22 protein-coding genes are annotated in these 25,582 nt (G+C 33.1%); 11 read left to right on the top strand and 11 right to left on the bottom strand.

Translation table 11 applies throughout. The features are described 5' to 3' along the window. Positions 1-54: 54 nt before the first annotated feature. Positions 55-732, bottom strand: a complete 678-nt coding sequence (locus CLU82_RS08265; protein WP_100842645.1) for an SCO family protein — start codon at positions 730-732, stop codon at positions 55-57. Positions 733-947: 215 nt separating this feature from the next. Between CLU82_RS08265 and CLU82_RS08260 the strand changes: the two genes are divergently transcribed. Then, entirely contained in the window at positions 948-3,011 is a 2,064-nt protein-coding gene (locus CLU82_RS08260; RefSeq protein ID WP_100842644.1) for a M13 family metallopeptidase, read from the top strand. Between the two features lie 143 nt (positions 3,012-3,154). Here CLU82_RS08260 and CLU82_RS08255 read toward each other — a convergent pair whose 3' ends face one another. After that, positions 3,155-4,075: a DMT family transporter gene (locus CLU82_RS08255; RefSeq protein WP_232735294.1), complete on the bottom strand. Its 921-nt coding sequence runs from the start codon at positions 4,073-4,075 to the stop codon at positions 3,155-3,157. 542 nt (positions 4,076-4,617) lie between these two features. On the opposite strand from CLU82_RS08255, the gene CLU82_RS08250 reads away from it, so the two are divergent. Beyond that, positions 4,618-6,993: a CHASE domain-containing protein gene (locus tag CLU82_RS08250; protein WP_198520207.1), complete on the top strand. Its 2,376-nt coding sequence runs from the start codon at positions 4,618-4,620 to the stop codon at positions 6,991-6,993. 9 nt (positions 6,994-7,002) lie between these two features. Here the strand turns inward: CLU82_RS08250 and CLU82_RS08245 are convergent, their stop codons facing one another. Genes CLU82_RS08245 through CLU82_RS08235 form a run of 3 tightly spaced genes read right to left on the bottom strand, consistent with a single transcriptional unit; the run spans position 7,003 to position 9,175 of the window. After that, a complete protein-coding gene (locus tag CLU82_RS08245; protein ID WP_100842643.1) occupies positions 7,003-7,827 on the bottom strand; it encodes an SDR family oxidoreductase in 825 nt (274 codons plus the stop codon). Positions 7,828-7,838: 11 nt separating this feature from the next. Beyond that, positions 7,839-8,288: a GNAT family N-acetyltransferase gene (locus CLU82_RS08240; protein WP_100842642.1), complete on the bottom strand. Its 450-nt coding sequence runs from the start codon at positions 8,286-8,288 to the stop codon at positions 7,839-7,841. Next, positions 8,276-9,175, bottom strand: coding sequence for a LysR family transcriptional regulator (locus CLU82_RS08235; RefSeq protein ID WP_100842641.1), 900 nt, complete (start codon positions 9,173-9,175; stop codon positions 8,276-8,278). Before CLU82_RS08235 ends, CLU82_RS08240 begins: the two co-directional genes overlap by 13 nt. Before the next feature lie 146 nt (positions 9,176-9,321). Between CLU82_RS08235 and CLU82_RS08230 the strand changes: the two genes are divergently transcribed. Beyond that, entirely contained in the window at positions 9,322-9,717 is a 396-nt protein-coding gene (locus tag CLU82_RS08230) for a rhodanese-like domain-containing protein (protein ID WP_100842640.1), read from the top strand. Positions 9,718-9,908: 191 nt separating this feature from the next. On the opposite strand, the gene CLU82_RS08225 is transcribed toward CLU82_RS08230, so the two are convergent. The 4 genes from CLU82_RS08225 to CLU82_RS08210 all read right to left on the bottom strand — a co-directional run bounded on the left by CLU82_RS08225 (position 9,909) and on the right by CLU82_RS08210 (position 13,868). Further along, on the bottom strand, positions 9,909-12,302 hold the full coding sequence (locus CLU82_RS08225; protein WP_100842639.1) for a M20/M25/M40 family metallo-hydrolase: 2,394 nt from the start codon (positions 12,300-12,302) through the stop codon (positions 9,909-9,911). Between the two features lie 11 nt (positions 12,303-12,313). Then, entirely contained in the window at positions 12,314-12,661 is a 348-nt protein-coding gene (locus CLU82_RS08220; RefSeq protein WP_100842638.1) for a hypothetical protein, read from the bottom strand. Between the two features lie 150 nt (positions 12,662-12,811). Further along, positions 12,812-13,144 carry a hypothetical protein gene (locus CLU82_RS08215; protein WP_100842637.1) on the bottom strand — a complete coding sequence of 111 codons (333 nt, stop codon included), beginning with the start codon at positions 13,142-13,144 and terminating at the stop codon, positions 12,812-12,814. Positions 13,145-13,211: 67 nt separating this feature from the next. Beyond that, on the bottom strand, positions 13,212-13,868 hold the full coding sequence (locus CLU82_RS08210; protein WP_157813339.1) for a hypothetical protein: 657 nt from the start codon (positions 13,866-13,868) through the stop codon (positions 13,212-13,214). Between the two features lie 256 nt (positions 13,869-14,124). Here CLU82_RS08210 and CLU82_RS08205 point away from each other — a divergent pair, with 256 nt between their 5' ends. Beyond that, a complete protein-coding gene (locus tag CLU82_RS08205; RefSeq protein ID WP_100842635.1) occupies positions 14,125-14,457 on the top strand; it encodes a single-stranded DNA-binding protein in 333 nt (110 codons plus the stop codon). A gap of 104 nt (positions 14,458-14,561) precedes the next feature. On the opposite strand, the gene CLU82_RS08200 is transcribed toward CLU82_RS08205, so the two are convergent. Continuing rightward, on the bottom strand, positions 14,562-16,094 hold the full coding sequence (locus CLU82_RS08200) for a bifunctional GNAT family N-acetyltransferase/carbon-nitrogen hydrolase family protein (RefSeq protein WP_100842634.1): 1,533 nt from the start codon (positions 16,092-16,094) through the stop codon (positions 14,562-14,564). Positions 16,095-16,751: 657 nt separating this feature from the next. Next, complete coding sequence (locus tag CLU82_RS08185; RefSeq protein ID WP_100842631.1) at positions 16,752-17,279, bottom strand: ferritin; 528 nt, start codon at positions 17,277-17,279, stop codon at positions 16,752-16,754. 394 nt (positions 17,280-17,673) lie between these two features. Between CLU82_RS08185 and serS the strand changes: the two genes are divergently transcribed. From serS to CLU82_RS08145, 7 genes are all read left to right on the top strand, one after another. Then, entirely contained in the window at positions 17,674-18,945 is a 1,272-nt protein-coding gene (gene serS / locus CLU82_RS08175; RefSeq protein WP_100842629.1) for a serine--tRNA ligase, read from the top strand. A 99-nt stretch (positions 18,946-19,044) separates the two neighbouring features. Beyond that, positions 19,045-20,823: a tetratricopeptide repeat protein gene (locus tag CLU82_RS08170; RefSeq protein ID WP_100842628.1), complete on the top strand. Its 1,779-nt coding sequence runs from the start codon at positions 19,045-19,047 to the stop codon at positions 20,821-20,823. A 108-nt stretch (positions 20,824-20,931) separates the two neighbouring features. After that, a complete protein-coding gene (locus tag CLU82_RS08165; RefSeq protein WP_100842627.1) occupies positions 20,932-21,243 on the top strand; it encodes a DUF4286 family protein in 312 nt (103 codons plus the stop codon). A gap of 111 nt (positions 21,244-21,354) precedes the next feature. Continuing rightward, positions 21,355-22,137, top strand: coding sequence for a 16S rRNA (adenine(1518)-N(6)/adenine(1519)-N(6))-dimethyltransferase RsmA (rsmA, locus tag CLU82_RS08160; protein WP_100842626.1), 783 nt, complete (start codon positions 21,355-21,357; stop codon positions 22,135-22,137). Next, positions 22,124-23,476 (top strand): magnesium transporter, encoded by a 1,353-nt coding sequence (gene mgtE / locus CLU82_RS08155; RefSeq protein WP_100842625.1) that lies wholly within the window; start codon positions 22,124-22,126, stop codon positions 23,474-23,476. Before rsmA ends, mgtE begins: the two co-directional genes overlap by 14 nt. A 146-nt stretch (positions 23,477-23,622) precedes the next feature. Beyond that, positions 23,623-24,399: a pyrroline-5-carboxylate reductase gene (gene proC, locus CLU82_RS08150; RefSeq protein WP_100842624.1), complete on the top strand. Its 777-nt coding sequence runs from the start codon at positions 23,623-23,625 to the stop codon at positions 24,397-24,399. Between the two features lie 714 nt (positions 24,400-25,113). Next, positions 25,114-25,449, top strand: coding sequence for a helix-turn-helix transcriptional regulator (locus CLU82_RS08145; protein ID WP_100842623.1), 336 nt, complete (start codon positions 25,114-25,116; stop codon positions 25,447-25,449). Positions 25,450-25,582: the final 133 nt, after the last annotated feature.

The following is a 25,582-nucleotide window of genomic DNA, read 5'->3' as shown; positions in this document are numbered from 1 at the left end:
TTAAGATTGCAAAAATACATTTTTATTTATAATTATAGTTGATAATTATCAGTTTTACTCATTTTTTTCATTCTCACAAAGCCAATTAATATCTTCAATTAATCGCTGAATTTCTTCTTTTTTGGTACCATCATAAAAACCTCGGACTCTTTTTTTCTGGTCTACTAAAACAAAGTTTTCAGTATGGACCATATCAAATAATTCTTCAGGTTTTCCCATTTTTACGGCCAAATAAGATTTTCTGGCCATTGTATAAATTTCTTTTTTATCACCAGTAACCAGATTCCATTTAGCATCAATAACACCATATTTTTTAGCATATGCTTTTAATACAGGTACACTATCTGTTTCTGGAAAAACGGTTAGAGAAAGTAATTTGACTTTTGGATTGTTTTTGATTGCTTTTTGTACATCAACCAAGTTGGTGGTCATTTTAGGACAAATAGAACCACAGGTTGTAAAGAAAAAGTCGGCTACGTATACCTTTCCTTCATAATCTTTTTGAGTAATGGTTTTTCCATTTTGATTAGTAAATGAAAAATCGGCAATTGTATGGTATTTGCTAATATATTGTACGGTACTGTCTACTAATTCAGGGTTTACATCGGCAGGATTAAAAACAGGTAATGTTTTATTAGGCTTTAACGCCGAATAAAACAGATACAATGTTATAATAGAAAAAATAGAAACCACACTTATATATATTCTGTATTTGTAAAAAAATGATTTCATGAAGTTATATGTTGTTTTGTATATATTTTTTATAGCTATTGGACAATTAATTTTATCTTATTGTTTTTAATTGAAAGCTGTTATTTGATGCAAAATTACAAAAAGAGACTCTCTTTTGGTTTTATTTTATGTAGTCTTATTTAAAAAATAAACAAACATGTTTCCGTTATAAAAAATATCAATATATTTGAATAACATCTAAATCGTTACACATAATGAAAAAAACAATTAGCAAGAGTAGTTTTTTTGTGATTTCTACATTTTTTGGAGTTGCAATAAGTCAGGCACAAAATGCTCCAACACAAAAGGAGCCAGGAATTAATGTTTCCTATATGGATTCAAAAATTAAGCCATCAGAAAATTTTTTCCAATTTGTTAATGGAACTTGGTTGGAAAAAACCGAAATTCCAAATGACAAAACAACTTGGGGTTCTTTTAACGAACTAGTTAAAAAAACAGATAAAGATGCTTTAGATATTTTGAAAGAAGCTTCTAAAAATCCAATGTATAAAGCAAATACAGATCAAGGAAAAGCAATTAATCTCTACAAATCAATACTTGATACTGTTGCTAGAAATAAGCAGGGTATTAATCCAATAAAACCTTATTTAGCAAAAATTGATAAGATAAAAAATATTGATGATTTGCAAAAAGTATTGATTGAAATGGAATCAATTGGAGGAATTGGTTTCTTTGATGTTGGTGTTGGTGCTGACGATAAAGACAGTAATAAAAACACTGTAAGTCTTGGTCCAGGAAGATTGGGATTGCCGGATAGAGATTATTATGTTTCAGAAGATAATGATTCTAAAGAAAAAAGAGGAAAATATGTTCTACATGTTACCAAAATGCTTCAGTTTATTGGTGAAAACCCAAAGCAAGCAAACGAAAGTGCTATAAAAATTTTAGCTTTGGAAACGGCTATGTCAAAACCTAGACTAGATAGAGTTGAACGTAGAGATTCTAGATTACAATACAATCCAACGACCATTGCTGATTTACAAAAAATGGTACCAGCAATCAATTGGGAAAACTATTTTTCGGGAATTGGGTTTCCAAAATTGGGTATTGTTAATGTAGATCAACCTCGCTACATGAAGGCTTTACAAACTATTTTGGCCGAAAATAAAGTGGAAGACTGGAAAGAATTCATGAAATGGACTCTATTGAATAATTCAGCTAATTATTTAACGACGAAGATAGATGCTGCAGATTTTGATTTTTATCAAAAGACATTATCAGGTGCCGTAAAACAAGTTCCTCTTGAAGAAAGAGCCTTGTTAGCTGTTAATAGAAACATTGGAGAAGCTTTAGGAAAGTTATATGTTGAAAAATTATTTCCCGCTGAAGCGAAAGTGAAAGCTGAGAAAATGATTAAAAATATTATTGCTGCTTATACAGTAAGAATTAATAATTTGACTTGGATGTCTGCTGAAACAAAAGTAAAAGCGATTGAAAAATTAAATAAAATTTCTATTAAAGTTGGATATCCAGACAAATGGAAAGATTATTCGAAGTTAGTTATAAAAAGTCCATCTGATGGAGGTAGTTATTTTGAGAATTCAAAGAATGTTTCACTTTGGAAACATGAAAAATCTATTGATGAATTGTCGAAACCAGTTGATAAAACAGAATGGCATATGTCACCACAAACAGTGAATGCATATTATAACCCATCATACAACGAAATTGTTTTTCCTGCAGGAATTTTACAACCACCATTTTATAATTATCAAGCTGATGAAGCTGTAAATTATGGAGGAATTGGAGCCGTAATTGGACATGAAATATCTCATGGATTTGACGATTCCGGAGCGCGTTATAATGCCGATGGGAATCTTGTAGATTGGTGGACAGCCGAAGATTTAAAACAATTTACTGCATTGGGTACGGCACTTGCTAATCAATACAGCGCACTGGAACCTTTGCCAGGAATACATGTGGATGGTAAATTTACTTTAGGTGAAAATATCGGTGATTTGGGTGGCGTAAATGCTGCTTATGATGGATTGCAATTGTATTTGAAAGAAAACGGAAGACCAGGATTAATTGATGGATTTACACCAGAACAACGTTTCTTTATTTCATGGGGTACTGTTTGGCGCACCAAAATGAGAGATGAAGCAATTAAAAATCGTGTGAAAACAGATCCACACTCTCCTGGAATGTATAGAGGTTATGTACCATTACAAAACATCGATGCGTTTTATGATACATTTTCGATTAAAGCCGGTGATGCAATGTATGTTGATCCTGCAAAAAGAGTTAAGATTTGGTAGTAAATAATTTTAACTAAAAATAAAAAACTCATTAGGTTTTAAAACTTAATGAGTTTTTTTTATGTTTTTAAATCCAAAATAGATATAAGATTTGGTAAAAAGAGAATTCTGATAGGTTAGTTTTTTTAATCTTGAATAGAGATTTAATGCTTTTTTCGCATAGCAAAATTGATAAGATACAGGCCAATTAAAGTAACGCTTCCACCAAATATAATTGCTGATGTTAATGGTTCGCCAAAAATCAAAGAGCCTAAAATTACCGCAACTATTGGATTAATATATGCATAAACGCTGCTTAACTCGGTTGGAAGTTTTTGTAATGCATATATAAACGCAATGAAGGTTAAGATCGAACCAAAAATGACCAAATATGCTATAGACCACCATGAATTTACAGGGATTTCTGAAAGAGGGATACTTGTTCCCGTTGCTCCGATAAAAGCAAAAATAGAAATGCTGGAAATAAACATCTGTAATCCTAAGCTAAAATACGGATTGAAACTAGCTGCTTTTTTCTTGGTATATAAAGTCCCAAAAGCCCATGTAATTGTTGCCGTTATCGAAAGCAGTATGCCGAATTGAAAATCGGGTTGCAAAAAGTCACGTAAGTGTTCGTAAAAGATAACACAAACACCACCAAAGCAAATTAATATACCTATAAGAGCTAGTCTGGTAATTTTTTCACCTTTAAAAATACTGATAAATACAATCCATACAGGAACCATTGCACCAATAATAGCTCCAAGTCCACTACTAATGTATTTGACACCCCAAGTACTAAGTCCATTACTTAACACAAAGTTTAGTAAACTAAGGATTAATATGCTTTTCCATTGTTTTCCTTTTGGCCAAGGCGTTTTCTTAAACAAGAAAAAACTCAAATAAAGAGAGCCTGCAATAAATTGTCTAATTCCAGCAAGTTGAAACGCGGGCATGTGTTTGACGCCTTCTTTGGAGGCTAGCCAAGTAGTGCCCCAAAAAAAGCTCACCCAACACAAAGCCAAAATAGGCAATCCTATAAAATTGACTTTTGTCTTAATTGCAGTTTTTATTCTTGATGTCAACTTATAAATTGATTTTAATAATAAGGAATAACCCAAAACTGTTACTACTTTGCCACTCAAAATGAGTTTTCCCGTTGAAGTATTCAACTGGACAAACTTAGGCAAAATGTAAGATTAAATTAGTGCTTTATGGTATAAAGTTAATTGCTCTTTTATTACAATGATATAAAGAAAAGTCTCAAGGTAAATAGCTTGATAGAGAATACTCTGAATATAATGTCTATTGTTATTATTTAAATATGAAAGGCTTCATTATTTGATTTAAGCAATACAGCTGCAAATTGCTTTCAAATTATTTTTCATTTATTAGTGAAATATTGATTTCCAATTTATTACACTATTTTTAAATCTGATATTTTTTTAGGATTAAGAAGTTTTTAACATATTTTTTTTAGCATTACTATTTTTCTTAATTTGTGCTTTTATTAGTATTGTAGATATGATTTATTTGGATAATTTTCAATTCAAGTTGGAATCGTAGTTGAGGATAAAAAAGCGAATCCATTCCATGAATTACTTTAATCGAAGAAGAAACAATGAAGATGCCAAATTTAAGACGTATACATAATTCCTCTACAAGAAATCACAACTCCTTATGGAAGTCATTTGCAATTCTATTCGTTAGCCTTATAATTACTTTTGGTGTTTCTAATTATGTGAGTCATGAAGAAGAATCTCAATCTCAAAAGGAGTTTGTTTTAGCTTGTAATGAGGTTAAAACAAAAATTTCCCGCCGCATTAATTTGCATTTACAGTTCTTGATCAATGCGAATTCTTTTTTTGAAGCCTCTGAATTTGTTACTAGAAAGGAATGGGAACAATTCAATAAATTTTCTACAATGAATGAAAGTTTTACTGGAGTTCAGGGTTTTGGATTTGCATCTATAGTCAAAAAAGAACAGTTAAAAACACACATTCATGATATTAGAAAGGAAGGTTTTTCTAAATACGTTGTTTATCCTGCAGAACCTATCAGAGACGTTTATACGTCTATAATTTATCTTGAGCCATTTAATGAGAGGAATACCAGTTTTCTTGGTTTCGACATGTTTTCGGAACCAGTTATGCGCAAAGCGATGGAACAATCCCGTGATCAGAATATGTCAATGCTTTCGGGAAAAATAGTTTTAAGACAGAAAGCAGAAAATCATGTGCAAGCCACAACTGTGATATATGTTCCTGTGTATAAAAACGAAACATTAAATACAGTTTCAAATCGTCGATCGGCTATAATTGGATGGGTTTTTGGTACTTTTCGAATGGATGATTTAATGAAAAGCATTTTAGGGCAATGGAACTCAGATAGAGATGAAAAAATTGGGTTAAAGGTTTATGACGGTGAGACTATTTCTCAAAATAATTTATTGTTTGATAGTTATAAAAATAGAATAAAAAACAGTAACGAAACAAAGATTAGAACGCGGGTAATTCCTGTTTTGTTCAATAGTAAAAAATGGCTTTTGGTGTTTTCACAGCCATCGAGAAGTTCATTTTTCTTTTCTCCTAAAACGCTTATTATAGCTTTGGGTGGTATAATAATAAGTTTCTTATTGTTTGCTTTATCGTACTCTTTACTGATTACCAAGCAGCGTGCAAAAATTATCGCAGGACATTTAAGTTTAGACTTGTCGATTAAAAATAAGGAATATGAGCGAATGAATAATTCTCTTAAGAAGAATTATAAAAAATTAATTTCATCTAAGGAAAAACTAAAAGAAACAAATAATGAATTGCAGAAAGCTAAAATAAAAGCAGAGGAAAGTGATAAATTAAAATCGGCTTTTCTTGCTAATATGAGTCACGAAATTAGGACTCCAATGAATGGAATAATGGGGTTTGCAGAATTGCTAAAAGAAAATAACCTTAGCAGTGAACAACAGAACGATTATATTGAAATTATTGAAAAAAGTGGCACCCGACTGCTTAACATTATAAATGACATTGTTGATATTTCAAAAATTGAAGCTGGACAAATGAATGTGGTTTTGTCGGAAACAAACATTGACGAACAGCTAGAATACATACAAACTTTTTTTAAACCGGAAGCACAGGATAAAGGAGTACTTCTTCTTATGAAAAATTCATTAAATGAGGAGGAAACTATCATTAGAACAGATCACGAAAAGCTTTATGCCATACTTATTAATCTTGTTAAAAACGCCATCAAGTATACGATTAAAGGTATTATAGAATTTGGGTATGAGAAAAAGGATAATCACATCGAATTCTTTGTGAAAGACACAGGAATCGGAATTTCAAAAGACCGACATAATGCAATATTTGAGCGTTTTATTCAGGCAGATTTTAGTGATAAAATGGCACGGCAAGGCGCAGGTTTGGGTTTGTCTATTGCAAAAGCCTATGTAGAATTGCTTGGAGGTAAAATTTGGGTAGAAAGTGAGCTCCAAAAAGGTTCAACATTTTATTTTACCGTTCCCTGCATGATCAAATTGAGAGACAGTAGTTATACACAAACCAATCAGCTGACTCCTCAAGTAGATTATCAGATAGAAAAACTGAAAATACTTGTTGCTGAGGATGACAAAATATCCAGAATGTTAATTCAAAAAGTTATTGAACCCTACAGTAAAGAAATAATTAATGCCAGAACAGGTGTTGAAGCGGTCAAAATGTGTCGTAATAATCCAGATCTGGATTTAATTCTGATGGATATTCAGATGCCTCAAATGAATGGCTTCGAAGCTACCAAGGAGATACGGAAATTTAATAAAAACGTAATTATTCTGGCTCAAACCGCTTTTGCTTTAGAAGGTGATAGAGAAAAAACAATTCAAATAGGGTGCAATGACTATATTTCAAAACCAATTAATAAAGTGGAATTATCACGATTAATTCAATATTATTTTTGCAAACAAGAGATTTTGAATCGGCCAATTGAGAACCAAAGAACTCAATAATTTTTAAATTTACAAATTGGTTTTACTAAAAGAATAGCCCAAAACAATTTCTACTTTGTCGCTTAAAATGAGTTTTTTATTCGAAGTTTTAGAATGATCAAATTCAGGCAGAGGTAAGTTTAATTCGGTTGCTTTTTGTGTATAATACGTTTTTCTTGTGGGATGAAAAGGACTAACACCATTGTAAATTTCGTTCCAGGAATCTGTTGTTATAATTTTAAGAATAATACCAATACAATCATCCTGATGAATAAAATTGATGCAGGTCTCTGGATTTTCCAGGTTTTGTTTTCCTGCTAGAAATTTAATGGGATTTCGGTCTTCGCCGATAAGTCCGCCGAAACGGAGAATCGTAGTCCTGAAGTTGTTGTTATTTTGCAAAAGCATTTCAGCTTCCAGTAGTTGTTTTCCACTTTCTGTATCGGGTTGTGCCGTCGTTTCTTCTGTAACAGTTCCATTGACTTCGCCATAAACAGAAGTTGAACTCACAAAGAGGACGTTTTGTATTGTCGATCTTTCTATGTGCGGGATCAAGGCTTTTATTTTGGCTACAAATACTTTTTCATTCACAGTTGCAGTGTCACTATTTTTCCCTCTCAATTGTGGCGGAATATTGATTATCAAAGTATCGCTTCCGAGAAGGAATTCATCGATAGCGCCTGTTATTCTTTCGCTGTTAAGCGCAACCAAAAAAGGATCAATACCTTCTGATGCTAATGCTGAAAGTTTTTCTTCTGAAGTAGTTGAACCTTTTACAGAAAACCCATTTCTTAGTAAGGCTTTCGCCAAAGGCAAACCTAACCAGCCACAGCCTAATATACTTATTTGTGTCATTTTGTAATGTATTATAAATCGATAAAAAATCGAACTTTGTCTTTTCCGGCTCCACCTATTCGATGGTAAAATTTTATAGCTATTTTGTTGAATTCAGGTGTTTGCCATTGTATGTTGATGCAGTTTTTGGCTATTGCAATTTGTTTTAATTTTTCGAGTAGAGCTTCGCCAATTCCAAAAACACGAGCTTCTTCTTCGAGATACAAACAATCCATGTGCATAAATGAAGTAGCATCCCAAGTTGAAAAATCTATCGTATAAGTTGTATAACCTAGAATGACTCCATCCGCTTCTGCTAATAAACAAAATAATTTTGGATGTTCACTAAATAGAGCTTTTTCGAGTTTGTCTTCCTTCCCAATTGGGTTAAAAGAAGCTTGTTCATAATCAGCGTGTTTTTGGCACAAATCGACTACTACAGGAATATCCTTTGGTTGGCAATCTCGAATTAAATATTCCATTGAAGATTAATTTCGGTTTGTAAAAATCCAATAAAATGGTTGAAATAATCCGGATATTCCTTCTCGTTTCTAATCGCTATGAAATGTTTTCTTTTCAGACCGTTTTTGTTGATTTTTACAGCTTTTAGCGAGCTGTTTTTCAAATAAGGTTGCAAAGCCCATTTGGCCATAGACATGACCCCCATATTGGCTTTTACCATTTCGATAGAAGCTTCGGTAAGGGGCAGAGGTGTTATTTTTTTTGGCGTAATTTTGGCTGGTGCCAAAACCAATTGGTGAATTGTTACAGTTTCCAGAGGCAAAGAGTGAATAATTAAATGTTCATTGATAAAATCTTCGGCTACGACATATTTTTTATTAGCCCAAGGATGCTCTTCAGAAACAGCCATTACCATTTCATCTTGAAAAAGTTCCAGATATTTTATTTTATCATCTTTGATTTGGTCACTTACAATTCCAATATCGATTATATTATCTAATAGTTTTTGCAGTGGATAATGAGTCGCTTCGGTAACGATTTTCAATTCGATATTAGGATACAAATTATGAAATTGCTTGATAACTGATGGGAGCCAATGGTAACTTGAAAAACATTCGGTGCTGATTCTTATTTCACCAGATTCTCCGAAAACCATTTGCTTGATTTGAAGTTCTGTTTCCGAAAGTTTATCGAGAATTTCATTTGCGATTTCATATAATTTCTCGCCCGCTTTGGTCAGAATCAATTTTTTGTTCGTTCTCAAAAATATTTTCGTACCCAATTGAAATTCGGCTTCTTTGAGTTGATGGCTCAGTGCCGATTGTGTCAAATGAAGTTTGTCTATTGCTTTTGTAATGCTCCCTTCTTCGACAATCGCTTTAATCAATCTTAGATGTCTGATTTCCATTTTTGAGAATTGTTTTCACAAAGGAACAAAATTTATATTTGGATTTACATGAAAAGAATTCATCAAGTACATGAATTCTTTTCGTTTTTATCAGATAAATTCCTGACCTATTTTTGTAATAGCAAACAGCCTAAAAAACTATAGAAATGGAAGCACAAATAAAATACTATGAAAACAAATTGGCTTTTGAAATGGATCCTTCCGATTTATTTGATGCTTTAAATAATGGCGAAAAAGTAATCGCTCTCGATGCGCGAAAAGCTTTTGGATTTGAAGCAGAACATATTCCGCACGCAATTAATATTCCGCATCGCGAGATGAGTCTGGAGACGACCAGCCATTTAGATAAAGAAGCTTTATATGTAACATATTGTGATGGAATAGGTTGTAATGCTTCAACTAAAGGAGCTTTGAATATGACTAAACTTGGGTTTAAAGTAAAAGAATTAATAGGAGGAATCGAGTGGTGGAAATTTGATGGCTATGCCACCGAAGGAACTAAGGGGAACAGTGCTGGATTAAAATTTGAATGTGCTTGCTAGAAGAGAAAAGTTATTTTGCAAAGTGACACAAAGCTAGCACAGAGATTTGCTAATTTTTTTATTACAATGGAAAAATCCGTTTGATCAGTGTAATCCGTGGGCAAATATATAGGCCACGGATTATACTGATGTCACTGATAAACACTGATTTTATCAATATCTTTTGTGAATCTCAGAAAAATAAAACTGCTTTACTTCACACGTAAACTATCCTTTACCACTTTTAAGCTATCAACCAATTCTGGTTTTATTAATGCAGGATTTACAACAGGAACAGCGATTTTTGGAGTTCGTTTTATTTTTTGAGTAATTACAACTGCATCATTCAAAACAAAAGGTGTTGGCATCATCCAGTCTTGTCTTGGAGTCATGCTAAATAACTGATTATTCATCAAATCAAAAGAACTTTCCATAATGTTCATGTCCAAAACAGTGGCTCTGTTGATTGTAAATTGCAATACCAAAGGTTCATTATCGACAACATAATAACTCAGCAGTTTTTTGCCATTTCTTTCTAATTCTGTTCCTTTTTGCCCCAAAGTAGTTACCCCATTGGCCGTAAAGTTGAAGAATCTCATGATTTCGTCGGCAAAAATATCATAGCGGTTTACCTTTCGGTTAGGAGTAATTTTTATTTTCAAATACCTTTTGAAACCTATAACGCTATCGGTTAAAAAAGTAATGGTTGGCTTGGCTATTGCTTTTACTGGTGTTTCGGATGCATAAGTAAACTCCGAATTGTATTTGCTAAACAATTTCAAATTATTTAGAGTTTTTGCGCTTTTCGGGTTTTCGCCCAAATAGCCTTTAGTCCAAGAATCCAGATTAGTATCATAAGTTGTCCAATAAGCCCTATTTTTATCAACATTATAAAGATATACTAAGCTATTCGATTTTGCTTTTCCTAATTCATAACCAGACTGGTATTGTGCTTTCGCAAAAAACAAAACAGCAATCAAAAAGAACAGTAACGACCAGACTCCTTTTTTATGAAAATCTCCGAAAAGAGGCAACAAGATCGCAAAGGTTAAAACAGTCAAAATGGCGCTTCCAAATAATACTTTCAGTCCTAAACCAATTGGGAACATTTCAATAAAAGGAGCAATAATCAATAAAGCCGGAATACCGCAAATAAGATTAACAATCCAATTTGATCTTTGGCTAAAGATAAAAATAGCAAAAGCCAACAAACCAAAAAACACTGGAATAATCAGGAATCCTGCGCCAGGCAAACTATTAGCTAAAAACCCATTGAGTACAATCCAAAAAATTAGCGGAATCACATAATGATTCATAGTTATTTTTCTTGCTGAAGCTATTTGATAAAAGAAAAAACAAATAGAAATACTAAGCAATACAAAGGCAGTAATATAATCCTGTCCGTTATATGTAAAACCGTTAAGTAAATCATTGTATTCTGGATTGATTAAAAGCAAACCTTGCCATCCGTAATACGTAATCAATCCAGTAAAAATTAAAGCTCCTAAAAATGGAAAGAAACCTTTCATGATATCTTTTAACTTCAATATGCGTTTCACTTTTCCAATAAAAACCAATAGAATAAGCAAACCAACAGCAATAAGTGTCATTGGTAATACCCAATCAAATGGATAACTGATAAATGTAAACGGTATCGTAAAATAAACATAGTCTTTCTCGGCTATCGTGCTGTTCAAATTTGCATTAGCAAAATAATTCAGCAACGGCATCAAATAAGAACCTTGATGTTTTAAAGAGTTTTTGTCCAAATGATTCACATCATCTTGTTGAGTATGATAATTATAATGGCCGTCAATAAAAGCAAAATTAAATCCTTGAATATTACCTTGCTCCCTAAAAACTGTTAAGTCCGTATCATTTGGCAACATTTTATAAATACTGTACATCAAAGAATTCGAAACAGGATAAGTTGCACCAGCTTTGGCAAATTCATTTACTAAACCTGCATTTCCTTTATTGGTTTCCATCAACATATAACTTGGTCCTGCCGAACCACGAGCTTCAAAATTGATAACCAATCCTACTTCTTTTGCCCATTGGTGCTGAGTAACAAAAAGCGAGGCACCGTTCAATCCCAATTCCTCAGCATCTGTAAATAGTATGATGATGTCGTTTTTGTTTTTTGTTTTAGCATTCAAAAAAGCACGAACTCCCTCTAGAATTGTTGCCACGCCCGATGCATCATCGCTCGCGCCATGCGAAAAAGAATGCGGTGCACTGTCATAATGTGAAAGTAATAATAACGCTTTACCGTTTGAACTCCCTTTTATGCGGCACATAATGTTTTTGGATTTGACCAAATTTCCCCAATCACTCAGTGTAAAACCTTCCTGTATAGCAGGTTCTAATCCTAGTTTTTGTAATTCTTTAAAAATATAATTACCTACTACTTTGTGGTTTTTGGTACCCACATAATGGGGTTCTTTGGTCATTGCTGTAATATGTTCCAAAGCTCGGCTAGTCGAAAATTCTGTGACTTTTTCTTCTTCATTTGGCGACCAGGAAGGAGTTAGGAAAGCAAACAAAAAGGCCAAAATCCCAGTGATGAGAACAGCAACAATAAGTGATGAGTAATTTTTTTTCATTATTTGGGGTATTAAATATCTTTTTTAACAAGCATATAATAATCATTTTCCAAAACCATATAGCCTTGGTCATACAGGAAATAGTAGGTATTTCCCGATTTGGTATTTAGAATATTGGTAAAAAACTCAAAGTCGAAACCCTTGCTCATCAATTTGGCTCGAGTCGTTTTCGATTTCCCCTCCACATTCAGCTCCGACAAAATTCGGTAATTTTTACGCAATTTGTTATTGATATTACGCATATAATTTGTGCTGTCCTTATTTATTTTATTATTGTAAGCATTTCGGCAGCCATCGCTACAGAATTTTTTGTCCTCGCGACCTATAATTTTATCTCCACATTCAAGGCAGGTTTTCATAATCAGTTATTTATAAGTCTAAAATTAATTTATTTTTTTTGAAGCTTAACATAAGGATTTATCAATAAACATGGATTCCTGCTGTCATTCCAATCTTTTTGGTCTCTAAAAAGCGAGACAAAAAAGGATTTTCCCTTCCATCAGGGCTAGTTAGTAATGATGGTTTTGTGTTTTTAAAATCAAAAGATTTACATCATAAACCAAATATTCTACTTTTTTTCTATCGCAATTCGTTACAAGTAAGTCTTTAAAACCATCTTTAAACCGAATCCTCACATATTCTGACTTTACAGATACAATCAATCCAAATGTTACTTCCAATATTTTGTTCCAAAAATTCAATTCTCGGATGAATTCAATACTTTCAATATCAGCTGTTTTTATGTGTCCATTATTTTTTAAATCTTCTCCATTGTTAATTACTAAAATATTATTTTCAATATAGAGTTCAAATAAAGGGTTGGTTCTAATGGTTTTTGTCATTCTTTAGTTTTTTTGTGCCTGTTTTAGGTGGTTTTATAAAAAAAGAAAACTTTGTCAATATTAATTCCTAATTTGAATTTTTCTTTGTTCTTCTTTTAAAGTAAAATACAATACCAATTAAAAATACTAGTGGAAAAATATATTGAATTATAAAACTCAAATAAGTTGAAACTGTTGATTTTTCTTGGATTTGTTTTAATGAGTTAGAATTGTTTATCTGAAGTGAATTAAAAAAAGTGTTTTTATTTATTTCACTGAAATTTTTAACTTTCGAATAACTAATGATGTAAGTGCTTCCATTTAAATATAATATGTTTGATTCAGCATTTTTATTTTCTGAATCTATGCCTTTATAAATTAAGTTATAGCCTATGAAATTGTTTATTTTTATTTGTGTAGAGTCTTTAAAAATAAAGCCATTTTTACTCATTGCATCGATTTGAGATGATATTATTTGATCATACTTTTGTTTTAGACTTTTTAAATCCTTATCCAAAGTATCAGTTTCATTTTCTTTTGAAATTTTTGATTCTTTCAAAATTATGTACGAATCATTCTCGTTTTTTGAATAATATGCTAATACTGATGTGTTACCGGATATAGTATCAAATTTCTGAACCTTCTCTGGAATTCTAATTGAAATATTTTTATCAATTTGAGTTTGCCCCAAAATGGTTTGTGATAAAAGGAATAGTAGACATAATGTAAAAGTGTATTTTATCATTATTTAAAGCTTTTTTATATTATTTTTTTTGGCACGTTAAAATTATATTCTACTTGTTTCTTTCCTTCCAAATATACAAAAAAATACCGTTTGCAAACGGTTACAAATAATTACAACCGAAAGTAAATAGTTAGCAACCGAATAATTTTTGAAAGCTATTGCATCTTTGCCCTATCGAAATGAAACAAAGCAATTGCAATGTTAATTTCAATACAAACAAAATTATATACGCACTAACATTTAAAATTTACACGCCATGAATGCAATTAAAAACAGAGTACAGTTACTAGGTAATGTAGGTAATGATCCAGAAATCAAAAACTTCGACGAGGGAAAGAAAAAAGCAATTTTAAACATTGCTACCAGCGACAGTTACAAAAACGACAAAGGAGAAAAAGTTGAACAAACCGAATGGCACACCGTAGTTGCTTGGGGAAAAGTGGCCGAAATTATCGAAAAATTTGTAACGAAAGGAAAACAAATTGCAATAGACGGAAAACTAACCCATAGAAGTTACGATGATAAGAATGGTGAAAAGCGCTATATTACCGAAGTAGTTGTAAATGAGATCATGCTCCTTGGGAAATAGGATTTTAGAATTACAAATTGCAATTGAACTTATAATAAAAAAGTGTTCTATTACGGACACTTTTTTTATTATTATAGATGATTAAATTAACTGACAACTATCAACTACGCCTTACCAAGTCTTGTAATTTCGTATAAATCGGTTCTTCTGTCTTTTAGAATTCTGGCGCTTCCGTGTTCGTGGAGTTCTTTCAATAAATTTAAATCTACATCTACAATCAAAGTCATTTCGGTATTTGGTGTGGCTTCCGCTTTTATACCCGTACTTGGAAATTGAAAATCCGAAGGCGTGAAAAGAGCTGTTTGCGCATATTGAATATCCATATTATTTACTTTTGGAAGATTCCCAACACATCCTGCAATAGCTACATAACATTCGTTTTCTATGGCTCGGGCTTGAGAACAATGTCTGACTCTGGTGTAGCCACTTTGCGTGTCAGTTAAAAAAGGAACAAATAGAATATTCATATCCTCGTCAGCCAAAAGTCTGGAGAGTTCTGGAAATTCAACATCATAACAAATCATGATTCCAATTTTTCCGCAATCGGTATCAAAGGTTTTAAATTGCGAACCGCCTTTCATTCCCCAATGCAGTACTTCATTTGGAGTGATATGAATTTTATAATACATTTCAGAAGTTCCGTCCCTTTTGCAAAGAAAACCAACATTGTACAAGTTGCCGTTTTCTAAATAAGGCATACTTCCAGAAATGATATTGATATTATAGGATATAGCAAATTCCTGAAATTTTTTACGAATGGGATCTGCATATTTTGCCAATTCTCTGATGGCTTCTGGTTCCGATAAATGATTGTAATCGGCCATCAAAGGTGCAATGAACAACTCTGGGAAAAGTGCAAAATCACTTTTGTAACCCGATACAGCATCGATAAAAAATTCGGCTTGTTCAAATAAAGCATCCAAATTTGATAAGGGACGCATTTGCCATTGAATTAATCCAAGCCTAATGATGCTTTTTGTAGTGTTTATTAATACAGGACTTTCGTCGTAATAGACATTATTCCATTCCAATAATACAGCAAAGTCCTTAGAATCAATATCACCTTCCAAATAGTTTTTCATGATTCGCATCACGTGAAAATCATTACTCAGCTGAAAATTCAGAACAGGGTCATGCAATTCTTTTTTTCTAACTTTCTCAATGTATTTTTTTGGGGTTAACTTGTCGGCATGTTTTTTATAATTTGGTATTCTTCCAGCAAAAACGATTCCTTTTAGATTCATATTTTCACATAATTCTTTGCGGGCATCGTATAAGCGTCTTCCTAATCGCAATCCTCTGTAATCAGGATTGATAAAAACATCGATACCATATAATATTTCTCCTTTTGGGTTGTGCGTGGAGAACGTATAATTACCCGTTATTTTCGCATAATTAGGATTTTTATCTACGAGAATTTCATCTACAATCAGCGATAAAGCGGCGCCGACTACTTTTCCGTCAGCTAAAATTACCAATTGTCCTTCTGCAAATCGTTCCAGTAAGTTTTCAATGTCTGGTTGCTTCCAATAAGCATTTTCCATTTCGGGATAAGCCTGAATCATTGATTTTTTTAATTCTTTGTAGTCCTCAATCATTAGATTTCGTAACTCTACTTTTTTTATCTTGGTTTGCATAGCATCCTGATTTGTATCAAATATACCGAAATATGTTTCTATTTACAAACGTAATAGTAGCGAAGTTCTTATTAGGCAGCAGATTACAGGTAGCAGATTTCAGACTGAATTTTGCTCATAAAAAAAAGTGCTCGCATTGCGAACACTTTTTGTTTTTATTATATATCAATATTGTGATGGTTTTTAATATGGTGTTTGGACAATGGAATAGCAAACTATTCACGAGCAAACAAGCTAGTAACTTAAAATTATGCGGTCTTTTTTAGTAAATCAAACATCGGACAACGACTGCAACGTTTCTTTTCACTTTTTTTGAATTTTTCACAACAGCTAGATTTACAATTTGTTGGTACTTTACAGCTAGACATACAAGTAGACTTGCAACTTTCGGCTGCTTTCAATTTTTTAAGGATTTCTTTTTTATCCTTTTTTTTCTTCTTGTCCTTTTTCTCCTTTTCTTTTTCTTTCTTGCTCAAGGTAACTGTAATTAAAGTTATGAATCTATTCGAAACTTTTGGTATAAAGAATTTAAAACCAATGCAAATGTAAATTGTTTTTATCTATTCTAAATAAACTTTAACATTTTTGAGCTAAAAAAAATCCTCAAAATACATGAACTGCATTTTAAGGATTGTATTTATTAAGAGGTATCTTAAATTATTTGGCAGTTGCTGCAGCCGCTGCAGTTGCACTGGCTATAGCTGCTTGCTGAATGTCACGGTCAAAAAGATATAATCCGCCTTTATCATCACCAATTAAGTTGATTTTGTCTAAAATTGATTTAGCAGTAGCTTCTTCTTCAATTTGTTCGGCAACATACCACTGCAAGAAGTTGTGAGTAGCATAATCTTTCTCTTGAAAAGTAATATGTACCAATTCATTGATAGAATCTGAAACAAAAACTTCGTGTTTATATAATTCTTCAAACATTCCCTTGAAGGTTTCGTAAGTTGTTTTTGGTGCTTTCAAATCGGTAATTTGGGCGTGACCACCACGTTCATTAACATACTTAATTAGTTTAAGCATATGCAAACGTTCCTCGTCAGATTGAGTATACATAAACTGAGCGATTCCTTCTAATCCACTTGCTTCTGCCCAACATGCCATTGATAAATATATTTGAGAAGATTCTGCCTCTATACGGATTTGCTTGTTTAATGCGATTTCGATATTTTTTAATAACATGATTTCTAGTTTTTAGTAAATTTAAAAAAAAATAATTTAACGGTCTTTTTTTTATATTAAAAATCAAGTAAATAAATTCAATTTAGTATGATTCTAATTGAGAAATTGAGTTTTTATTTGCCTGAAATACGAGGTTGTTTGCTTCCTTTTTTGTGTAATGGATTGAAGAGGAGCTCTTTTTTATCTCTTTTTTTACGGGATAAAAAAGCGGGAACGGAAAGCCTGACCCGTAGTTTTTACGGAGGGGCACGCCCAATCAAAAAAGCTGTTTATTTTAGAATTTAGTACTAAAAATTAAAAAAGGTTTGGAGCACAAACTTTGTCTCGTTGTTAACAAACATTTCCTTAAATTTGCTTCCATTATTAGAAATATAATAGTTATAAAATTAGAACTATGTTACAAATTGCATTTATTAGAGAGAATCAAGAGAAAGTAATCAACGCTTTGGCCAAAAGAAATATGGATGCCAGAGAGGTTGTTGAAGAAGTGGTACAATTGGATGAAAAACGTCGCGCTACGCAAGTAGAGTTAGATAACATTTTATCCGAATCTAATAAATTATCCAAAGATATTGGCGAGTTGATGAAAGCTGGTGAAAAATCTAAAGCGGCAATTCTAAAAGAAAAAACGGTTCTCTTAAAGGAAAAAAGCAAAGTATTGGCTGAAAACGCTGTTGCTTTAGCCAATGAATTAACAGAGAAACTATATACATTACCTAATCTTCCTGCGGATATTGTTCCTGTTGGAAAAACTCCAGAGGATAACTTAAATGTTTATGAAGAAGGTGGTATTCCAGTTTTGCATGATGGTGCGCAACCGCATTGGGAATTAGTAAAACAATACGATATCATCGATTTTGAATTGGGAGTAAAAATTACTGGTGCTGGATTCCCTGTTTATAAAGGTAAAGGAGCTCGTTTGCAACGTGCCTTAATCAATTATTTTCTAGATAAAAATACAGCTGCAGGATATCAAGAAGTTCAAGTTCCTCATTTTGTAAATGAAGCTTCGGCTTATGGAACGGGACAATTGCCAGACAAAGAAGGGCAAATGTACCATGATGCTGCCGATAATTTATATTTAATTCCAACAGCTGAGGTTCCTGTAACTAATATTTTTAGAGATGTAATCGTAAGCGAAAATGAATTTCCAATCTTGCGAACTGCTTATACGCCTTGTTTCCGTCGTGAAGCAGGTTCTTATGGAGCGCACGTTCGTGGTTTGAATCGTTTGCATCAATTTGACAAAGTTGAAATCGTTCGTGTTGAACACCCTGATAATTCATACCAAGCTTTGGACGGAATGGTAGAACACGTGAAAAATATTTTGCAGGAATTGAAATTACCATTTAGAATCTTGCGTCTTTGCGGAGGAGATATGGGTTTCACATCGGCTTTGACTTATGATTTTGAAGTGTATTCTACTGCGCAAGAGCGTTGGTTGGAAATATCTTCTGTATCTAATTTTGAAACTTTTCAGGCGAATCGTTTGAAATTGCGTTTCAAAGATAAAGATGGCAAAAGCCAATTGGCACATACATTAAACGGAAGTTCATTGGCTTTGCCAAGAGTTCTTGCTGGAATTTTAGAAAACTACCAAACTCCAGAAGGAATCGTAATCCCAGAGGTTTTGCGTCCATACTGTGGGTTTGATATTATTGATTAAATTTACCATATAAGTCATATAAGAGTATTGCAAAAAGGTTAAGATTAAAGTGAATGCAAACTTATATGACTTATATGTTTATAAAAATTGCCGTTTAAAATGAAAAAACTCTTTCTACATATCGCCTTGTTTTTTTCATTAGTTTGTTTTTCTCAAAACGAGCAATTGGCGCAGTATTACTATGACAAAGGTGATTTTGAAAAAGCATTAGTCAGTTATCAGGATTTATCGAATAGTTTACCCACTAATCCTTTTTATTTCCAACGAAAAATTGATTGCATGCAACAATTACTTCAGTTTGATCCAGCAGAAAAGGAAATTCAAGACCGATTCGCAAGATCCAAACAGTCTACACTTTTGGTCGAATTGGGATATAATTTTCAATTACAGAAAAATGATTCGAAGGCCAAAAAGTATTATGATGAGGCAATAGAAAGAATCCGAAAAAATCCAAATGAAGTATATGGAATTGCGAATGCTTTTGAAAAGAAAGTACTGCTAGAATATGCTTTAAAATCGTATTTGTTAGCTAGCGAAATGGTGCCAACGTATGATTTTAAATATCAAACAGCTTTATTATACGGGCAATTAGGAAACACGGATCAAATGATTGTTAATTTTTTGGAAGAAGCTTTCGAAAACCAACAATCGACGATAATGATTCAAAATCAATTGACACGTTATATGTCTAAGGATGAGGATTCCAAATTTAATGAAGGTCTTAAGAAAGCCTTGATTATTCGGGTTCAAAAAAATCAAGATGTATATTGGAATCAATTTCTGAGTTGGTTTTATATGCAACAAAAAGAATTTGGAAAAGCCTTTATTCAGGAGAAAGCGATTTATAAGCGAAATCCAGAATCACTGACTAATATAATTAGTTTAGGGCAGATGGCGATTGAAGAAGGAGATAAGGAGGTCGCCACAGAGGTAATGAATTATGTTTTGGAAAACACAACTGATGTTGAGTTGATTGTGCAAGCCCAAAGTTATTTGTTGCAAATGAAAATGGAAAAAGCACAGGAAAAAGATTTTCCAACCATCGACGCTCAATTTGATGCGTTGTTAAAACAATATGGCATAACACCAGTTACCTTATCTTTGCAGTTGAAACAAGCGCATTTTGCGAGTTTCATAATGAGAAATCCTACGGAGGGAAAAGCTATTATAAAACGAGCTATGGAAATGCAGCTGAATCAGTTTGATCAGGCGCAATGTAAAATGGAGCTGGCAGATATTTTACTTTCCGAAGAAAAATTCAATCAGGCGTTGCTTTATTATTCACAAATTCAAGAGAATCTGCAAAACAATGTGTTGTCCCATGAAGCGAGTTTAAAATCAGCCAAAACGAGTTATTTTAAAACGGATTTTGAATGGGCTTTGAAACAGTTTAAAGAATTAAAATCAGCCAGTACGCAGTTAATTGCCAATGATGCTTTGGAATATTTTTTGTTGATTAATGACAATACTGTTGCCGACTCAACTCAAACGGCTTTGAAACAATTTGCCAAAGGAGATTATCTTTTGTATCAAAATAGAAATCAAGAAGCTGTTACTCAGTTTCAGTCGATTTTAAAAAGCTTTAAAGGACAGGAAATAGAGGCTGTAACTTTATTGCGATTAGGAAGACTGTATGAAAAGTTAGGAGATTATACTCAAGCTTTGGTGCAATATCAAGATATAATTGAGCATCACAGTGATGGAATTTATGTAGATGAAGCCTTATATTTCTCTGCAGAAGTTTACAATAAACAATTGCAACAACCTGATAAAGCAAAGGCTTTGTACGAGAAAATTATTTTCAATCATCAGGACAGTATTTATTTTGTTGATGCCAGAAGGAGATTTAGAGAATTACGCGGAGATACGAATTTGTAAATTAGACTGCAGATTTACAGAGGCAGAATATAGAGGATAAAAAATAGAAAACAGATTGCAGTTAAATGAGTTAAAACCCTACGACTTCAATCGTAATACTTTTAAATAATGATTATATACAACGTTACCACAAACATACACGAAAGTGTTCACGATAAATGGATGATTTGGATGCAACACAAACACATTCCTGAAATGCTGGCTTGTGGAAAATTTATTTCGGCCCGTTTTGTGCGTGTTTTGGTAGAAGAAGAAATGGGTGGAGTTACGTATTCGATTCAATATACAACAGACAGTAAGGAAACACTAGATAGATATTACCTAGAAGATGCCCCTGCATTGCGAGAAGAAGGGGAGAAATTGTTTGGTGATAAAATGCTGACTTTTAGAACAGAATTACAAGTTATTTCAGACCATTAGAACATAAATAACTGTTTTATTTCAGTTAAAAATAAAAAACCCCATTGCACTTTAGCTCCTTTGCGAGAATATAATCTAAAAAATAAGCGAGTCTTAGCTCGCAATAACGATATGGAAAAAGTAACAGCCAAAAAACACCTCGGACAACATTTCTTAAAAGACGAAAGCGTAGCAAAAGACATCGCCGATACTTTGAATTTAGTTGGGTATGAAGATGTGTTGGAAATCGGACCTGGAATGGGAGTGTTGACCAAGTATTTATTGGATAAACCAATCAATACTTACGTTATTGAAATTGATACCGAATCGGTTGAATATTTAGGTGTTCATTACGATAAATTAAAAGATAAAATCATTTCAAAAGATTTCTTGAAATACGATATCAACGAAGTTTTTGGAGGAAAGCAATTTGCCATCATTGGAAATTTTCCATACAATATTTCGACTCAAATTGTTTTCAAAACATTGGAGTTACGCAATCAAGTTCCTGAATTTGCTGGGATGTTTCAAAAAGAAGTAGCAGAACGCATTTGCGAAAAGAAAGGAAGTAAAGCCTACGGAATTCTTTCTGTTTTGGTAAAAGCTTTTTATGATACCGAATATTTGTTTACGGTAGACGAAAACGTATTCAATCCACCCCCCAAAGTAAAATCGGGAGTAATGCGTATGCGCAGGAAAGAAGATTATAGTTTGCCATGTGGAGAAAAATTGTTTTTCACGGTAGTAAAAACGGCTTTTCAACAGCGTAGAAAGACCTTGCGTAACAGTTTAAAAACATTAAATTTGTCCGATAAACTAAGAGAAGATGAAGTTTTTAATCTTCGACCAGAACAATTGGATTACACAGAATTTATAGCATTGACCCAAAAAATTGAAGCCGATGGAGGAGTTTAAAATCAGCAAAGAATTAATAGTACAACTGGGTGAATTCATTCAAAGTAAAAACGACCACCAACTGGAACTTTTACTGAATGACCTGCACCATGCTGATATTGCCGAAATCCTTGATGAACTGGACTTCGATCAGGCGACTTATATCTTTAAAGTTTTAGATAGTGAGAAAACTGCCGAAATCCTTTTAGAGTTAGAAGACGATTTACGGGAGAATATCTTAAGCAGGCTTTCGCCAAAAGAGATTGCCGAAGAGCTTGATGAACTAGAAACCAATGATGCTGCCGATATTATCGGGGAACTTTCGAAAGAGAAAAAAGCCGAAGTAATATCCGAGTTGCAGGACGTTGAGCACGCCAAGGATATTGTCGAGTTGTTGCGTTACAAAGAGGATACTGCGGGTGGAATCATGCACAAAGAGTTGGTAAAAGTGAACGAAAACTGGAACGTACTTACTTGTGTAAAGGAAATGCGTATTCAGGCCGAAAATATTTCGAGAGTACATTCTATTTATGTGGTGGATGACGAAGATCGATTAAAAGGAAGATTGTCACTTAAAGACTTATTGACAACTTCTACCAGAACGAATATTAATGATGTATATATTCGAAAATTAAATTCTGTAAATGTAGATACCGAAGATATTGAAGTTGCCAGAATCATGCAAAAATACGATTTGGAAGCCATTCCTGTGGTAGACGAATTGGGACGCTTGGTGGGTAGAATCACCATTGACGATATTATCGATGTAATAAAGGACGAAGCCGATAAGGATTACCAATTGGCTGCGGGTATTACCAATGATATTGAATCCAATGATAGTGTTTATGAATTAATCAAAGCACGTTTACCTTGGTTGCTTATCGGTATGGTAATAGAGATTATTGCTTCAAAAGTTCTTGAAGGGAACCAAAATTCAATGCAACCTTATTTTACCTTAATGATTTTTGTTCCTTTACTTTCGGCAACGGCTGGAAATATTGGTGTACAGGCATCAGCGATTGTGGTTCAGGGGTTGGCAAACGGAACTCTGAAGGAATACAGCAGGCAATACCTAACTAAGGAACTTTCGGTTGCATTGATTTCGGGGACAATCATATCCTTATTTTTATTTTTGTACCATTCTCTAATGTATCAACAATATTTAGTTGGATTTGCTATCTCAATTTCTATGCTTGTTGTAATCGTTTTTGCTGCAATATTAGGGGTGTTAGTTCCTTTGTTTTTAAATAAAAATAAAATTGACCCAGCTATAGCTACAGGACCTTTTATTACTACTACAAATGATGTCTTTGGAATTATGATTTATTTTGGAATCGCCCGATTGATATTAGGATATTAACTCTCTATAGTTTTAGAATATAACAATTATCCCGAATTTATTTAAAATTTAAAAGAATAGATTCGGGATAATTCGTGTACTTTGTGTTTCAATTTTTTCAAGATTCAACATACTCTATTAATCACCAAAGAATAAAATAAATCAGAATGAAAGTACACATCATAGGCGGAGGAAACCTTGGGGCTTCTGTCGCAATCGGAATAGCAAAATTTACTAAAGACAATCAAGTAACGGTAACAAGACGTAATCTCGCTCCTATTTTACATTTGAAAGAATTAGGAATAACTGTTACTACAGATAATACCAGCAATATTCAAGAGGCAGATGTTATTATTTTGACCATCAAACCCTATCAAGTAGATACTGTTTTGGCCGAGATATTGCCTGCTATTTCAAACAAAGTAATTGCTTCAGGCGTAAGTGGGCTTTCTATCGAGAATTTGCAAAACAAAATAGGAGACAACCACAGCGCAGTACGTATTATGCCAAATATCGCAGCACAATTTGGCGCTTCAGCTACTTGTATCGCTTTCAACGAAGCAAACAGAGAAAAAGCGCAACCAACCGTAACTCTTTTTCAAGGTTTGGGTACAGCCCCTATCATTGACGAAAAATTGATGGATGCTGCAACCGTTCTTGCTGCCAGCGGAACTGCTTTTGCCTTGCGTTACATTCGTGCTTCTATGCAAGCCGGAATCGAAATTGGTTTTGACTGGCAAACGGCATTGGCTATATCGGCGCAAACTGTAAAAGGAGCTGCCGAAATGCTACTTGAAGAAAAAGGACATCCAGAACAATTAATTGACCGCGTAACTACTCCAAAAGGCTGTACAATAGCGGGATTAAACGAAATGGAGCTTCACGGTTTTAGCTCTTCATTAATTAAAGGAATCAAAACCTCTCTAAAACAAATTCAAGGTTAAAATAGTTCGGGCGTGCCCACAAAATAAAAAGAGGCTTACTAGTATTACTTGCTAGTGGCCTCTTTTTATTTTGCGGTCGGGCTTTACGCGCTACTTCGGTAGCTAGCTTCAATCCCTCACGCAGAAAATCGTAACTATTGTGTACTCCAGGAAGTTTGCAGAATAAAAACTGCTGAGCTATTCAAGGAGTAAATCTGTAAGTAGTATATGAGGCTGTCTAATCACTAGACAGCCTTTTTTTGTGGTCTATAGTAATCAAAAAGCTTTCAGGTCTATAAGGATCCTTGTGTGCCATTTTGGATGCTTTACAGTTTTAATGAAAGTTATATAACGATGCTATAATAAGATACTAATGATATAGTAGAATTATACTTTTCGTATAATTAAATTATACCATTAATATAATTGATTTATACTTTTCGTATGATTAAATTATACCATTAATATAATTCATTTATACTTTTCATATAATTGATTTATACTTTTCGTATGATTAAATTATACCATTAATATAATTCATTTATACTTTTCATATAATTGATTTATACTTTTCGTATAATTAAATTATACCATTCATATAATTCATTTATACTTTTCGTATGATTAAATGATACTATTAATATAATTGGTTTATACTAAAAATATAGCAGTATTATATTTTTTAATAAATAAATTCGTATTTTTATCAAAAACTAATTCTATTTAAAAAAAACTATGGCAACAACACAAACAGGTGAATTACTCTCGGCATATTGCAAACGCAAACGCATTTACAAAAGTGCACTAGCAAGAAAAACGGGTATTGGCTATCAATCACTTTTAAAACACCTCAAGTCAAAGACCTTGCGACTAGATACCTTAATTAGAATTTCGGAAGGATTGGGACACAATTTTTTGATGGATATCGCTGTTCAGCTCCCAAAAAGTTATACTACCGATGCTCCGATAGACCTATCGGAAGCCAATGAAATCGAGACTTTGAAAGAAAAAGTAAAACTCCTCGAGGCAGAGAAACAACTTTTATTGCAAGTGATTGGGGTAAAAGGATAGTTTAAGAAGAAAGTGCTTGAATGGGACTTGTTAAAAATAGCTATATTTGGAAGTAATAAGGTGAAACAAACTTTCGTAAACGACTTTACGTTGTGTGCTATTTTCGAGTACCGAAATGCTAATCCAGACTAAA

Origin of the sequence: Flavobacterium sp. 5 (assembly GCF_002813295.1) — a bacterium.
GTDB lineage: Bacteria > Bacteroidota > Bacteroidia > Flavobacteriales > Flavobacteriaceae > Flavobacterium.
The sequence above is the reverse complement of the archived record's forward strand: the minus strand, read 5'-3'. Positions and strand labels throughout refer to the sequence as shown.